The sequence below is a fragment of the Natrinema sp. CGMCC1.2065 genome, from assembly GCF_051225675.1.
In the GTDB taxonomy this organism is placed as follows: domain Archaea; phylum Halobacteriota; class Halobacteria; order Halobacteriales; family Natrialbaceae; genus Natrinema; species Natrinema thermotolerans.
The window spans coordinates 576,487-589,924 of sequence record NZ_JBPJSJ010000001.1 but is presented as its reverse complement, the minus strand read 5'-3'; the positions used below and the strand labels follow the sequence as shown (position 1 = coordinate 589,924).

The window sequence follows — 13,438 nt, the reverse complement described above, 5'->3', positions numbered from 1 at the left end:
GATTCCGCGGGCGGTGAGAAAAAAGGTTCGAGGAAGGGTCGAGAAGCGACCGGTTCGGCTCGGCAACTCTCGACGCCACCCCCTTCCCGTCCCCGATCAGCCCGTCGGACGCACTTCGACGCAATCGGGCCGAATCGTGACCATCGCGCCGTCGGCCTCGAACTCGACGATCCCCGTCGCTCGAGCGTCGCCACGGTTGGTGTCGGCGAACAGTGCGTCGAGCGCGTCGGGGTCGACGTAGTCGTACAGTTGCGTGCTGGCCGCCGTGACATCGTGACCGTGATAGCGGGCCAGGGCGGTCGCAGCGGCGATACTCGGCGGTTCGTCAGCGTCTCGGTCGTACTGGATGCGCCGTCTGAGGCCGCATCCGTGGGACTCGGTTACCCTTCCTTCCGTCATGTCTCTCAGTCACGGGATCGTGACTGTTCAGTCGAGTGGCCAACGGCCCGGCCCATATACCTACCGTCAGACGACACCGGGTGAGAACCACACGGCGGCGACGTGACGGTGCGCGACCGATCGTTACGCCTTTTCAGGGGCGGCGCTCGAGGAGCGCCTCGAGTTCCCCGCCGGTCGGTGCGCTCCGGGCCCCCTCGCGGCTCGCGGTCACGGCCCCGCAGGCGTTGCCGGTCGCAAGCGCCCGCTCGAGATCGCGGTCCGCGAGCCACCTCGTGAGAAAGCCGGCGGCGAAGGCATCGCCCGCACCGGCGGTATCGACGGGGTCGATGTCGAACCCCGCGTGAACGACGGTTCCCGACGGCGCGTACGCTTCCGCGCCGTCGGCCCCGCAGGTGACGACGACGATCCGGTCGTCGGCGGCCCCGTCGGGGTCGTCGTCGAACAGGGCGGCGGCCTCCCGGTCGGTCACGAAGACGACGTCAGCCAGCGCGAGCGGCTCGCCGTACTCGCGGTCGGCGAGCCGCCGACCGGGGTCGAAGCTGATCCCGATACCGGCCTCGTCGGCGATCCGTGCGATCGCGGCGGCCGTCGCCGGTCGCTGTCCCGTGAGATGGACGTGATCGGCCGCCCGGATCCGCGACGGCTCGAGGGCCGCCGGCCCGACGGCCTCGTTGACGCCGTCGTTGCCGAGGATCGCGACTTCGCCGTCGTCGTCGACCAGCAGGTACTTCACCGCCGTTGCGGCGTCCTCGACGACGCGGACCCCCGCGAGGGAGACGCCGGCGGCCTCGAGTTCGCGGCGGGCGAGCAGGCCGTTGTCGTCGTCGCCGACGCTGCCGATCAGGCCGACGTCGACGCCGAGGCCGGCAAGCGCCGCGGCGACGTTGGCCGCACTGCCGCCGCCCGACTGGCGTTGCGAGCGGATCGCCGCCTCGCCGTCGCTCTCGGGCAGTCTGTCGACACGGAGGGTCACGTCCCAGTTGACGTGGCCGGCCGTGAGTACGGTGATCGAATCCATTCGCCGATAGTAAAGGGACGGGACCGGCCGGCAAAAACCTAGGTTTCGGTGGCAGACGCTGAGGTGCGGACGCGAACGACGCGGGGCGGAACGGGCCCCGGTTACATCACGGTGAACAACAGGACGTTGTGGACGGCCGGACCGAGCCCGACCGCGGCGACGAGGGCGAGTATCGTCCGGCCCTGCTGTGGCCGGTCCGCGACGTACTCGCGGAACAGCCCGACGATGACCAGCGCGAGCGCGACCTTGACCAGCACGAACAGCCAGCCGGCACCGACGTACTCCGCGGTCGGCAGCGCCTCCCCCGCCTCGAGCAACAGCAGCGACAGCGGGACGTTCTCGCCGGCCCCGAGGACGTCGTAGCCGACGGCGGTCGTGACGCCGTCTAGCGTGTGTGCGAAGACGACGAGCGCGCCGGTCGTACCCGTGGTCGCCGCGACGTCGGTAAACCAGAGGCTCAGGACGAGCCAGGCGAGTGCAGTGACGATGCCGGCGATGACGACCGAGATGACCGGCCAGAAGGGGTCGAACGTCCCCGTCTGGATACTCCGGAAGAGCGCGAACATCGTGAAAACGGTAAAGAAGGCCGTCCCGGCAACGCCGACGAAACGGGGGATCGTCGGCTGGAGGCCGCCGACGTGGAGGAAGACGCCGACGACCCAGGCCAGTCCCGCGATGATCGCCGTCACGACGTAGACCATCGGCGCGGTAAACAGGGGCTCGATGGTCGACGGAAACGCCCCCATCTTGTAGAGGACGTGTAACGTCGCGCCGAACATCATCCACGGAGCGAAGGCCAGCACGGTCCGGTCGGTCACGGGTGGTTCGATCGCCCACAGCAGCGCGATCACCCCCCCGAGAATCACGGCGGCCGGCACCACCATGTACCACGGCGGAACGACGAACCCCTCGGGTAACACCATACGGGGCAATGGCTGTCACCAGTGACTAACACTTTCCGATCCCGGACGATTCACAGTGTTGAAGGTTTCGGCCGCTGTCGCGTCGTCCCGGAACGCGGTTCGGACCACTAGACGTCCGAGAACCGGCGTATCGACCGTGCGAACGGTGGTGAGATCTCGAGAGCCGCGTCGACGGCCAGACCATCGAGAGGCCGTCACTCCGCCCAAGGCTCGTCGGTCGTGTCGCCGAACAGTTCTCGCATGAGTGTCACGATGCTCTCGGGTGGGAACTGACCGCGCTCGGTGACGATCGCGTCGACGTACCGCGGCGGTGTCACGTCGAACGCGGGGTTCTCGACGGTCAGCCCGTCCTCGCTTCCGGGTTCGCCGGCCGACCCGTCCGGCGCGTCACTCGAGCGGATCGACGCGCGCTCCTCGTCGGACAGCACCTCGCGTTCGTCCCGGGTCTCGATCGCGACGGTGTGGCCCGTCAGGGTATCCGGATGCAGTTTGATCGTCTGGGCAGCGACCATCACCGGCACGCCGCGCTCGCGAGCGACGACGGCCAGTCCGCTGGTGCCGATCTTGTTGATCACGCTGCCGTCGGCCGCGATGCTGTCGGCCCCGACCAGCACGTGGTCCGCCGCGTCCAGGTACCGCCGGGCCGCCCCGTCGACGATCAGCGTCACTGGCACCCCCCACTCGCGCAATTGTGCGGCCGTGATGTGACCCTGCTTGCGGGGCCGGGTCTCCTTGACGATCGCCTCGAGGGCTTTCCCGTCCTTGAGGGCGGCCTCTACACAGGCCAGCGCGTCCGTCGAGTGGCAGTGAGTCAGGACGACATCGCCGTCCCGCAACCGGTTGGCACCGATCCCACCGAGGGTCTCCCGGGCGTGTTCGAGATCGCGCCGGAAGGACGCGGCGCGGTCGATCGTCGACGCCCGTAACTCGGTGACGGTATCGCCGTCGACGCCCCGAAACACGTATCGGAGCGCGTTCGGCAGGCTGACCGCTGTCGGCCGGGTTTCATAGAGGGTTCGGGCGGCGGCTCGAAGCCCGCGGCGAAACGCCGCCGGCGTCTCGGCCGGACTCCCCTCGGCTTGGGTCGCCAGCGCCGCCGCAGCCGCGTCGGCGATCGTCGCCGCCCCGCGAATCTCCATCGCAGCGATGGCGTCGGCAGTGGACTCGACGGCCGGCACCACCTCCGGTTCGGCATCACCCATGCGAGCGAGTTACACGACAGCGCTGAAAAGACTGCCGTCGGTTCCGGGCGGTCCTCTGACGACCCGTTCGATGGCTCGAGCCCTGGTCCGAACACCGCTCGAGCGACTGTCGAACCGGATCGGCCACCGAACCGAGAGTCGACCGGTGATCGAAAGCCGAAACCCGGAAACCGATCCGTCGGCTACGAGCGTCCATGACCGAACGAACCGGCACGTTCGTCGTGACCCACGCCGAGCCCGACTCGGCGGTCGTCCGCGACGTCCAGACCGCACAGGTACACACCCTCGCGTCCAACCCTGACCTCGAGGTCCACGACGTCCTCGAGGCGACAGTCGCTCCCGAGCCGCCGATGGAAGTCACCTGGGAGGTGATCGAGGTCGACGATCGGCGCTCGATCGAACTGGTCGACAGCGACCTCGAACCGACCACCTACGAGAAGGAGTTGGCGGCCGACGCCGAGATCGGCGACCTCGTCCAAGAGGAGCGGGCCGGCACCGGCGAGATCCACGTCTTCCGAGTTCCCGGCGACGAGGTCGCGGCCGCCGCCGACGACGTCCTCGAAGACGAGGAGACGATCGCCCGGGCCGCCCGGCTCGAGGCGGTCCGGGTCGAGGTCCGGTCGGCCGCCGACGAGGGCGTGTTGAGCGTCCGCTACCTGCCGGACTGACCACGGTCCGATCGGCCGCTCGCCCGTGCCGAATTGAGAAGGCTTACTTCGAGGGGCTGTAAGTAGTCCGGTATATGGGGTATTTCGACGTACCGGAGATCGATTACACCCGGTACAGTAATCGCCAGCTCGCAGCGGTTCCGCTGGCGGTTCTCGCGGTCGCACTGCTCGTGTTAAGCGGCGCGTTCCTCGCGTACGGAACGCCGGTGCCGCTTGGCATGGACTTCGCCGGCGGGACGGAACTGACCGTCCAGACGACGACGGCGGAAGGCAACATCGGCGCGGCGTTCGACGAACAGCCCGAGTCGGTGACCGGGACGGGCACCGAGAACCAGTACATCGTCCAGTTCTCGTCGACTGACTCGCAGGCCCTGAGCGATCAGGCCGAGGGCAATCTCGAGCAAGACGGCAGCGCCGAGGTCGTCCAGTCGGTGTCGTCGACGTCAGCGAGCTTCGGCCAGAACAGTCAGCAGACGGCCATGCTCGGGCTCGTCATCGCGTTCGTCGGCATGAGCGCGATCGCCTTCCTGCTCTTTCGGACGTTCGTGCCCTCGATCGCGATCGTCATCTCCGCGTTCTCCGACCTCGTGATCCCGCTCGCGTTCATGCGGCTGGCAGGCATCCCGCTCTCGCTTGGCACCGTTGCCGGCCTGCTGATGCTCATCGGGTACTCCGTCGACTCCGACATCCTGTTGAACAACCACGTCCTGCGCCGGAGCGGTGACTTCTACGAGAGTACTCACCGTGCGATGCGGACCGGCGTCACGATGACGGTCACGTCGATGGTCGCGATGCTCGTCATGGGCGTCTCCGCGTACGTCTTCGGGATCAGCCTGCTGGCATCGATCGGGATCATCCTGTTCGTCGGTCTCGCCGCCGACCTGCTGAACACCTACATGTTGAACCTGAGCCTGCTTCGCTGGTACAAGTTCGAGGGGGTCCGCTCATGAGTCCGATCGGCGCCATCAAGGGCAACTGGCGCGTCCTCCTGCTCGGGGCGTTTCTCGTGTTCGCCGTCGTCGCGCTCTTTATCCCCGGCGGGATCGTCGCCGACGACGGTCTGGCCAGTGACAGCGTCGACAGCGGCCCGACGAACCTCGAGTTCGGGCTCGGGCTCGAGGGCGGGACCCGGATCCGGGTCCCGGTCGCCGGTATGACCGCGGAGGACATCGACACCGGCGCGGTCAGCGACGACGGGACAGTCGATCAGGAGCGGCTCGACGGCGTCGAGTCGACGCTCCAGAGCGAACTCGAGCTCGATCAGGCGGACGTCAGCGTCGACGTCCAAGACGACGGGACCGTCACCGCCGAAGTGTTCAACGACAACGTCAGCCAGTCGGAGTTCGCCGCGGCGTTGCAGACGGCTGACGTCGACGCCACCGAGGACGACATCCGCGACGGCGTCACCCAGAGTACCCGCGACAATATGATCAGGACGATCCAGACGAAGATCAACGCCGCGGGCCTCTCGGGCGGGACGGCCTACGAGTCGACGACGGTAAGTGGTGACCACTACATCGTCGTCGAGGTCCCCAACATGGACGCCGACGAACTCCGGACCATCCTCTCGGAACGCGGCCAGGTCGAGGTCGTCGCCTACCATCCGGAGAACGGGACACAGACGAACGACACAGTCCTGCGGGGCGGCGACATCGTCGACGTCGACCCACCGGAACAGCAAGGCGAGGACAGCTACGCGGTGCCGGTACTCGTCAGCGACGAGGCCGCGCCGGGATTCCAACAGCAGATGAACGACCTCGGGTTCACCAGCGAAGGGGTCGGGCGGTGTGGCCTCCGCGGCGACGGTGAGAGCATCGACTTCGACCAGGAGGGAGAACACTACTGCCTCCTGACCGTCGTCGACGGAGAGGTCGTCGACGCACACAGTATGGGCGACCGGGGCGGTAACGGACTCGCGACCGATATGCGAGAGGAGACGTGGGTGAACGACCCGACGTTCCAGATGGGCGCACAGAACCAACAGGACGCACAGAGCCTGTCGGTCAACCTCCGGGCGGGGAGCCTGCGCGCACCGCTTGACTTCAGTGAGGAACAGGTCTACTCGATCGAGCCCGGCCACGCCGACCAGTTCAAACAGTACTCGCTGCTGATCGGGCTGCTCTCGGTCCTCACCGTCAGCGGCGTTGTCTACGCCCGATACACCGACACCCGCGTCGCCCTCCCGATGATCGTCACGGCCATCGCCGAGGTGGTCATCCTGCTTGGCTTCGCGGCGCTGATACGCATGCCGCTGGATCTCTCCCACGTCGCCGGGTTCATCGCCGTCGTGGGGACCGGGGTCGACGACCTCGTGATCATCGCCGACGAGGTGATGGACGAGGGCGACGTCAGCTCCGAACGCGTCTTCCAATCGCGGTTCCGCAAGGCGTTCTGGGTCATCGGGGCCGCCGCCGCGACGACCGTCGTCGCCCTCTCGCCGCTCGCGGTGCTGAGCCTCGGTGATCTCCGCGGGTTCGCTATCATCACCATCCTCGGGGTGTTCATCGGCGTCCTCATCACCCGACCCGCCTACGGGGACATCCTGCGCCGCCTGCTGACCGACCACTGATCGCCGTCCGATCGCGTTCGTTTTATGCCGTCCGACAGCGCGGACACCAGTCGACACTGTTGCTATCGCCGTGTGCGCGCACGAAGTCGTACGAAACCGGCTGCTGACAGGACGTACAAACGGGCATTCGAGACACCAACACGAGACACCGGCGGAACGATCACTACCGAACTGCCTGCGATCGCAACCGTACTCGTAAGCGCCGTGCAACTGTAGTTCGCCGAGAACGGCCCGATGTCGACGATGCTCCTCGAGGAGGAACGTCCGATCCCGCACTGATCAGGACTCGAACCCGATAGCTAGGGCTCGGTGACTCGAGGCGACGAAAACGAAAAGCCTAGGCCGGGATTTGAACCCGGGCTCTCGTCCTTACCAAGGACGCGCTTTACCGCTAAGCTACCCAGGCGCGTACTTCTTCGTTGATCGGAGATGTCTTTATGCGTTTCGATCCACGGGAGCCATGCGGCGGTGTGTCGCGGTGCCGTCTCGGAGTCTCGAGGCCGGATCAGGGATCGGTCGCCGACGTGGCCCGGTCGGTCGCGTGGTCCTCGAGCGAGCGGTCGGAGACCGACGGCCCGAGATCGGTGAGACAGTCCTCGACGGCGGGAAACGAGGTGCCGGCGGCGTCGGCGAGGTCCTCGGCGACGGCCAGCAGCCGCGGCGAGGGCGTCTCGCCGACGGCGACGGCTCCGGTGCGGACCGCGAGTTCGAGGACGTCGCGCTCGAGGTTGGCGTCGATCGCCGTGGGGTCGTCGTCGATCGCGCCGGTCGGGTCGGGATCGTCATCCGTTAGGAGGTCGGCCCGCCGAGTCTGATCGCGGCCGAACGACTGGACGGTGCGAACGGCTGTACCGGCGGCCTCGGTGCGAGCCAGCAGGTAAAAGCCCCGCGCGACGAGGATGTCGGCGGCCAGGATCGCGAGGTCGCCGTCGCCCGCGTCGGCGTCGCTTGCCGTCCAGGGTTCGTCGTGGGCGAGTGCCCGCGTCAGTCGCAGCCCCTCGTAGATGAGCTGGACGCCGGCTGCGTGGGTGACGACGTCGTGGTCACCGCTGGACGAGTGGTCCCGGTCGGGGGTCGTCCCGTCGGCCAACCCGTGGTCGTGCTGTTCGTCGAAACCGTGGCCCTCGGTCGCCATCGCGGCGGCGCTCTCGAGCGTGAGCGCCGCGGGTATCATCGACGCTCGATCGAGAACGGATCCGAGATACTCGTGTAGCTGTGGTGGTTCGACGTCCGCGACGGCCTCGGCGGCGGCACGCCGACAGCTGTCGGCCTTGTCCATTAGCGGGGGGTTACGACGGGGGAGCCAAAGACCTTTGGAAACGCCGGATCGACTGCTGGCATGATCGACATCGACGCCGACGGACGGATTCGTACCGTGACGATCGACCGCCCCGAGGCCCGCAACGCACTCACCGTCGACGGGCTCGAGGCCCTCGAAGCGGCGGTCGCCGATGCCGACGAACCCGTAATCTACCTGCGCGGGCGCGGACCGGCCTTTTCCGCCGGTGCCGATCTCAACGAGGTTGCCGCCCTCGATGGGGATCGGGACCGCGCGGCCGAGTTCGCGCGGCTGGGACAGCGGGTCGCCCGAACGATCGAGGATTCGCCCGCAGTCGTCGTTGCGGGGATCGACGGCCCCGCACGGGGCGGCGGCCTCGAACTCGCGCTGGCCTGTGACGTCCGCGTTGGAACCCCCGAGTCGACCTACGGCGAACCCGGCGTCAGCTTCGGCCTGTTCGGGGCCTGGGGCGGGACCGTCCGGCTGCCCCGCGTCCTCGGCGAGGGCGACGCCCTCGAGTTTGCCCTCTCGGGACGGGCGATCGACGCCGAGGCGGCCCTGCGGATGGGACTGATCTCGCGAATCGAGGACGAGCCCCGTGCGGTCGCCGCGGAAATCGCTGACAACGCGACGGACGCGCTGGCAGTCCTCAAACGCCGGCTCCGAGACGACGGCGAGCGCGCGACCCAGGAGCGACGCGAGGCCGCGGCCTTCGCCGACCTCGTGGCCGCCCACGCCGACGACGTCGACGCGCTGCTCGAGTGACGAGACATGTGAGCTGTCCATAATCTTTTTCTCCATGTGACGAGATCCGGGACCATGCCCGATTCGACGTTCCTCCCCGGCGACAGGGTTGATCTCCGACCGATCGAGGAAGACGACCTCGAGTACTTACGGGATGCGATCAACGATCCGGCGATCTGGCGACCGATCGGCGGCTCTCGTCCGATCAACCGCACACAGGAACAGGAGTTCTTCGAGAACGTCGTCTGTGCCGACGACGGCGTCCACCTGCTGATCACCGCCGACGGCGAGCCGGTCGGGACGATCGGCCTCCGCGAGATCGACTGGGAGGCCGGACGCGGCGAGATCGGCTACTGGATCGACCCCGACGAACACGGGCAGGGGTACGGCACCGAGGCGACCGAACTGATGGTCGCGTACGCTTTCGACCAGCTGGGCCTCCACCGGATCGAGGCCCACGTGTTCGAGTTCAACGAGGCCTCGCAGCGGCTCCTCGAGTCGGTCGGGTTCGCCCGCGAAGGGACCAGCCGGGAGTCCGAGTTCGTCGACGGGGAGTACCATGACACTCACTGGTACGGGCTGCTCGAGGACGAGTGGCGAGACCGGCAGTCGTAGTCAGTCCAGCTGCTCGGGAGCCGGCGGGACGGTGCGTTTGTGGGCACTGCGCTCGTACATGCCGCGAACCCGTTCGACCGTGTCCTCGTCGACCTCGAGCAGTCGAGCAGTCGCCGCGACCGACAGCGGGCCGTCGATGTGGGTCGCGAGGATCGAGTCGAGGGTATCGTAGCCGATCCCGAGTTCGTCCTCGTCGGTCTGGTCGGCCCACAGCTCCGCGGTAGCGGTCTTGGCGGCGAGTTCCTCGGGGACGCCGACGTGGCGGGCCAGTTGACGGACCTGCCCCTTATACAGGTTGCCGATGGGATGACAGTCGACCGCGCCGTCACCGTACTTGGTGAAGTAGCCCACCGCGGCCTCGCTCCGGTTGCCCGTCCCGAGAACGAGTCGCTCCTCGTGGTTCGCGACGAGGTAGTTCAGAACCGCCCGAACGCGCGCACGAGCGTTGCCCACCGCCTCGCGGTCGCCCTCGGCCTCGGGGTAGGCCGCCAGCACGGCGTCGACGATCGGCTCGACCTCGAGGACGTCGTAGCTGATCCCCAGATCCTGGGCGACCCGTTCGGCGTCGCTCATGTTCTCCTCGCTGCTGACCGTCGCCGGGAGGACGAGCCCGTGAACGTTCTCGGTGCCGATCGCCTCGACGGCGAGATAGGCCGTCAGCGTACTGTCGATTCCGCCCGAAAGGCCCAGCACGGCACCGTCGGCCCCCGCGGCCGCGACCCGCTCGTCGATGAAGGACGTGATGTGTTCGCGCTGCCGCTCGAGTTCCGACTCCGAAAACCGAAGATCGATCATACATGAGGGTACGGCTGCGGTGACCTAATAGGCTCGCCTAACCGGAAAAAAGTGACCGGGCGTTCGGTTTCGATGGAACGGTTCTGTCGTCACTGAACGGCTTGTGTGACGGTTGTGCCGATCGAACAGGGGAGGTCCGGGTGCGAGAAACGAACTGCGCGTCGCAGCCGAGACGGGATGAAGGATGGCCACTACCCCAACCCGGACACACTGTCTCGCCGTTCCTCGCTACCACGGCCGATCGGTAAGGGCACGGACCGTCCGCAGAACCCGCAACTCGAGACCGGGTTCTTTTCGCGGGTCGTCGGACTCGCTCGAGAGCGCTACGTTCAAGTGTGATCGGTGGGTAGAATCGGGCGAGTACAGTGCGCCGGTGGTGAGCAGTTCCGACGGAACTGCGATCCACGGCGCGAACGAAGTGAGCGCCGGTGGTCCAGTGGTAGGACTCGAGCTTCCCAAGCTCGCGGCCCGGGTTCAATTCCCGGCCGGCGCATTTCTCGAGGACATCGGGATTCGATAGCAGCTATCTGTGTCGTCGATGCCCGTGTGAGAAACGGAGGAGCGCCGACTTACTCGTGGATCCCCATCGCTTCGATCTGCTCCTGGTACCGGTTCCGGATCGTCACTTCGGTCACCTGCGCGACGTCGGAGACCTCGCGCTGGGTCTTTTTCTCGTTACAGAGCAGTGAGGCGGCGTAGATCGCGGCCGCGGCGTAGCCCGTCGGTGACTTGCCCGAGAGCAGCCCCTTCTCGGTCGTGACGTCGATGATCTCGTTGGCCTTCACCTGGACCTCCTCTGAGAGTTCGAGTTCCGAGCAAAAGCGCGGGACGTACTTCTTGGGGTTGACCGGTTCCATCTCGAGGCCGAGTTCCTGGGCGATGTACCGATACGTGCGGCCGATCTCCTTGCGCTCGACGCGGGAGACGGCGGCGACTTCCTCGAGCGAGCGGGGGATGCCCTCCATCCGGCAGGCGGCATAGAGGGTGCTGGTGGCGACGCCCTCGATCGAGCGTCCGCGGATGAGGTCCTCGTCGAGGGCTCGACGGTAGATTACGCAGGCGACTTCCCGGACCGAGCGGGGGATGGCCAGCGAGGAGGCCATCCGGTCGGTCTCGGAGAGGGCGAACTGGAGGTTCCGTTCGCCGGCGTCTTTGGTGCGGATGCGTTCCTGCCACTTGCGCAGGCGGCGCATCTGGCTGCGTTTGTCAGAGGAGATCGAGCGGCCGTAGGCGTCCTGGTTCTTCCAGTCGATGGCGGTCGTCAGGCCCTTGTCGTGCATCGTCTGGGTCGTCGGCGCGCCCACCCGGGACTTGTTCTGGCGCTCGGAGTGGTTGAACGCGCGCCACTCGGGACCGTGGTCGATGTTGCTCCCCTCGACGATCAGGCCGCACTGGTCACAGACGAGTTCGCCCTGGTCCTCGCTTTTGACGAGTGTCCCGCCGTCGCACTCGTCACACACCCGCTCGCGCTCCGGTTCCTGCGTTTTTTCTGTCGTTTCAGGATCGCGTTCGCGCTGGCGGGTGGGGCTTGCCATGTCATGTTGGTAACGACGGCGGAAGGACTTAAGGTCTCGGCACAGGACGCACCCCCTCGAACGGGTGAGAGGGTCACTGTCGGGTCGAAAAACGACCGGAAGCGGGCTCAGAAGTAGCCAAACAGCGTGCCGGCCAGTACCAGCACCCACATCGCCGAGCCGACCAGCAGCATGTCGTTGAACTTCGAACTGCGCGCGGCGCGTTTGGCCGCGCCGCCGGCGATCAATCCGAGCGCGACGACGACGAGCATCCGCTGGAGGACGACGTCGACGGGCAGGGCGGTGATGCCGAGCCAGCCGTAATCGATCCAGATGGCGGCCGCGAGCGAGCCCGCGGCGATGACGGCGGCGTCGAGTCGCCGCGTAAGCCCGCGTGCGATCAGGTACGTCGCGGTCGGGATCCCGATCGCGATCACCGGATAGAGGATCGCGGCGATCTGGTGGGGCGTCAGCGACGCGGCTCGGCGCTCGAGGACGAGGCCGCCCATCCGGACCCCCAGGAACAGCGCAAGGATAGCCAGGACCAACAGGACGTGTCCGGTCTCGAGGCGGTCGTAGGCGGCGGCGAGTCGCTGGCGGTCGACGTCGGTCAGGTGATCGTCGATCGCATGGGGGGTATGCCGCTCGACCCGCTCTTCGGTCGATCCCTCGGCGCTCCCGCCGGCCTCGAGGCGGCAGCGTCCGGTTCCGACGCCGACCAGCGTGGGGACGACGATCAGCCCGGCGAGTTCGACGAGCGTCGCCCAGCCGTCGGCGTCCGAGGAGTTGCTGTTGTCGAGGTAGATCCGTCGGACGTCGTCTTGGACGTCGACGCCCGGATGCTCCATGAACTCCTGCTCGAGTTTCGTCTGGGCGTCCTGTGAGCCGTGGACCCGGTGTCTGAGCGTGAACCAGTCGAAGTGTTCGGAGTGGGTCTGCATGATGACCCAGTCGTCGTCCTCGTTGGGGCTCTCGTAGAGCCTGATGTGATAGCGCTGGCCGTAGTAGGTGCCGTCCTCGAGTTGGCGCGTCTCGGTCGTCCAGTAGCCGCTCTCGTTCCCGCCGGGATCGACGTAGGCGTAGCGGGTGCCGCCGTCGGCCTGGCCCCAGTTGAGGTTCGGCAGGACGCCCGAGCGACCGGACGAGTCGTTCTCGGTGTCGTTGGCGGTCGCGTTCTCGGTGTCGTTGGCGGTCACGTTACCCGCGGTGTCGTTCGCTCCCGACTCCGCGATCGGGTCCGTCTCGTTGTCGGATTCGTTGCCGGCGGTAATCGCGTACGTATCGGGGAGAGCCACCTCCTCCGACTCGTTCACTTCGGACCAGTCGCCGCCGTCGGATTCGATCAGGACTCGCTCGACGTCTTCGGTATCGCCGCGGACGATCACGTTGATCGGACTGCGCTTCTGGAAGCCTTTTCGCGGGCTGAGATACTCCCAGAAGCTGCTCTCGGAGTCCTCGGGCGTGACCAACTCCGGCGTCGGCTTCGATTCCCCGTCCGTGGGTCCGCCGGCCGCGGTCTGGTCGGATGACAGCGACAGCAACACCGAGGGGCCGCCGACGAACACGAACGCGAGGACGATTAGTACCGCTCCGATGACGATCGAGCGACGCATCTCTCAAGGACTAGCGACGGGGTATATATCAAACCGTGTGTTATTATGCCGACCGTTTCGGACACGGTTCGGACCGCCCCCGGACGACCATCGGCGGGC

At 67.0% G+C, this 13,438-nt stretch carries 14 protein-coding genes and 2 tRNA genes; 6 read left to right on the top strand and 10 right to left on the bottom strand.

What is annotated here, in order from left to right:
- Nucleotides 1-96: 96 nt before the first annotated feature.
- The 4 genes from ACSBP4_RS02900 to ACSBP4_RS02885 all read right to left on the bottom strand — a co-directional run bounded on the left by ACSBP4_RS02900 (nucleotide 97) and on the right by ACSBP4_RS02885 (nucleotide 3,542).
- On the bottom strand, nucleotides 97-399 hold the full coding sequence (locus tag ACSBP4_RS02900; protein WP_006649904.1) for a HalOD1 output domain-containing protein: 303 nt from the start codon (nucleotides 397-399) through the stop codon (nucleotides 97-99).
- Nucleotides 400-532: 133 nt separating this feature from the next.
- Nucleotides 533-1,417: a carbohydrate kinase family protein gene (locus ACSBP4_RS02895; protein ID WP_435551314.1), complete on the bottom strand. Its 885-nt coding sequence runs from the start codon at nucleotides 1,415-1,417 to the stop codon at nucleotides 533-535.
- A gap of 101 nt (nucleotides 1,418-1,518) precedes the next feature.
- Nucleotides 1,519-2,340, bottom strand: a complete 822-nt coding sequence (locus ACSBP4_RS02890; RefSeq protein ID WP_435551313.1) for a DUF63 family protein — start codon at nucleotides 2,338-2,340, stop codon at nucleotides 1,519-1,521.
- Nucleotides 2,341-2,534: 194 nt separating this feature from the next.
- On the bottom strand, nucleotides 2,535-3,542 hold the full coding sequence (locus tag ACSBP4_RS02885; protein ID WP_435551312.1) for a ribose 1,5-bisphosphate isomerase: 1,008 nt from the start codon (nucleotides 3,540-3,542) through the stop codon (nucleotides 2,535-2,537).
- Nucleotides 3,543-3,736: 194 nt separating this feature from the next.
- On the opposite strand from ACSBP4_RS02885, the gene ACSBP4_RS02880 reads away from it, so the two are divergent.
- The 3 genes from ACSBP4_RS02880 (at nucleotide 3,737) to ACSBP4_RS02870 (ending at nucleotide 6,779) form a co-directional block, all read left to right on the top strand.
- The gene (locus ACSBP4_RS02880; RefSeq protein ID WP_373632556.1) at nucleotides 3,737-4,210 is read left to right on the top strand and encodes a DUF5812 family protein; all 474 of its coding nucleotides are present in this window, start codon (nucleotides 3,737-3,739) and stop codon (nucleotides 4,208-4,210) included.
- Nucleotides 4,211-4,284: 74 nt separating this feature from the next.
- Nucleotides 4,285-5,160 (top strand): protein translocase subunit SecF, encoded by an 876-nt coding sequence (gene secF, locus ACSBP4_RS02875; protein ID WP_006649899.1) that lies wholly within the window; start codon nucleotides 4,285-4,287, stop codon nucleotides 5,158-5,160.
- Complete coding sequence (locus ACSBP4_RS02870; protein WP_049965536.1) at nucleotides 5,157-6,779, top strand: preprotein translocase subunit SecD; 1,623 nt, start codon at nucleotides 5,157-5,159, stop codon at nucleotides 6,777-6,779. The genes secF and ACSBP4_RS02870 overlap by 4 nt, the downstream gene beginning before the upstream one ends.
- A gap of 22 nt (nucleotides 6,780-6,801) precedes the next feature.
- Here the strand turns inward: ACSBP4_RS02870 and ACSBP4_RS02865 are convergent, their stop codons facing one another.
- The 3 genes from ACSBP4_RS02865 to ACSBP4_RS02855 form a co-directional block, all read right to left on the bottom strand.
- Entirely contained in the window at nucleotides 6,802-6,906 is a 105-nt protein-coding gene (locus ACSBP4_RS02865; protein WP_419894490.1) for a DUF7563 family protein, read from the bottom strand.
- A gap of 207 nt (nucleotides 6,907-7,113) precedes the next feature.
- Nucleotides 7,114-7,185 (bottom strand) — tRNA-Thr (locus ACSBP4_RS02860).
- A gap of 99 nt (nucleotides 7,186-7,284) precedes the next feature.
- A complete protein-coding gene (locus tag ACSBP4_RS02855; protein WP_435551311.1) occupies nucleotides 7,285-8,058 on the bottom strand; it encodes a DUF7114 family protein in 774 nt (257 codons plus the stop codon).
- A gap of 60 nt (nucleotides 8,059-8,118) precedes the next feature.
- Here ACSBP4_RS02855 and ACSBP4_RS02850 point away from each other — a divergent pair, with 60 nt between their 5' ends.
- Nucleotides 8,119-8,823: an enoyl-CoA hydratase/isomerase family protein gene (locus tag ACSBP4_RS02850; RefSeq protein ID WP_049965534.1), complete on the top strand. Its 705-nt coding sequence runs from the start codon at nucleotides 8,119-8,121 to the stop codon at nucleotides 8,821-8,823.
- Nucleotides 8,824-8,877: 54 nt separating this feature from the next.
- The gene (locus tag ACSBP4_RS02845) at nucleotides 8,878-9,417 is read left to right on the top strand and encodes a GNAT family N-acetyltransferase (protein WP_049965533.1); all 540 of its coding nucleotides are present in this window, start codon (nucleotides 8,878-8,880) and stop codon (nucleotides 9,415-9,417) included.
- On the opposite strand, the gene ACSBP4_RS02840 is transcribed toward ACSBP4_RS02845, so the two are convergent.
- On the bottom strand, nucleotides 9,418-10,212 hold the full coding sequence (locus ACSBP4_RS02840; protein WP_435551310.1) for an NAD+ synthase: 795 nt from the start codon (nucleotides 10,210-10,212) through the stop codon (nucleotides 9,418-9,420).
- A gap of 422 nt (nucleotides 10,213-10,634) precedes the next feature.
- Between ACSBP4_RS02840 and ACSBP4_RS02835 the strand changes: the two genes are divergently transcribed.
- Nucleotides 10,635-10,705, top strand: a tRNA-Gly gene (locus tag ACSBP4_RS02835).
- A 76-nt stretch (nucleotides 10,706-10,781) separates the two neighbouring features.
- Here ACSBP4_RS02835 and ACSBP4_RS02830 read toward each other — a convergent pair.
- On the bottom strand, nucleotides 10,782-11,747 hold the full coding sequence (locus ACSBP4_RS02830) for a transcription initiation factor IIB (protein ID WP_006649893.1): 966 nt from the start codon (nucleotides 11,745-11,747) through the stop codon (nucleotides 10,782-10,784).
- Nucleotides 11,748-11,854: 107 nt separating this feature from the next.
- Nucleotides 11,855-13,339 (bottom strand): hypothetical protein, encoded by a 1,485-nt coding sequence (locus ACSBP4_RS02825; RefSeq protein ID WP_435551309.1) that lies wholly within the window; start codon nucleotides 13,337-13,339, stop codon nucleotides 11,855-11,857.
- Nucleotides 13,340-13,438 lie beyond the last annotated feature (99 nt).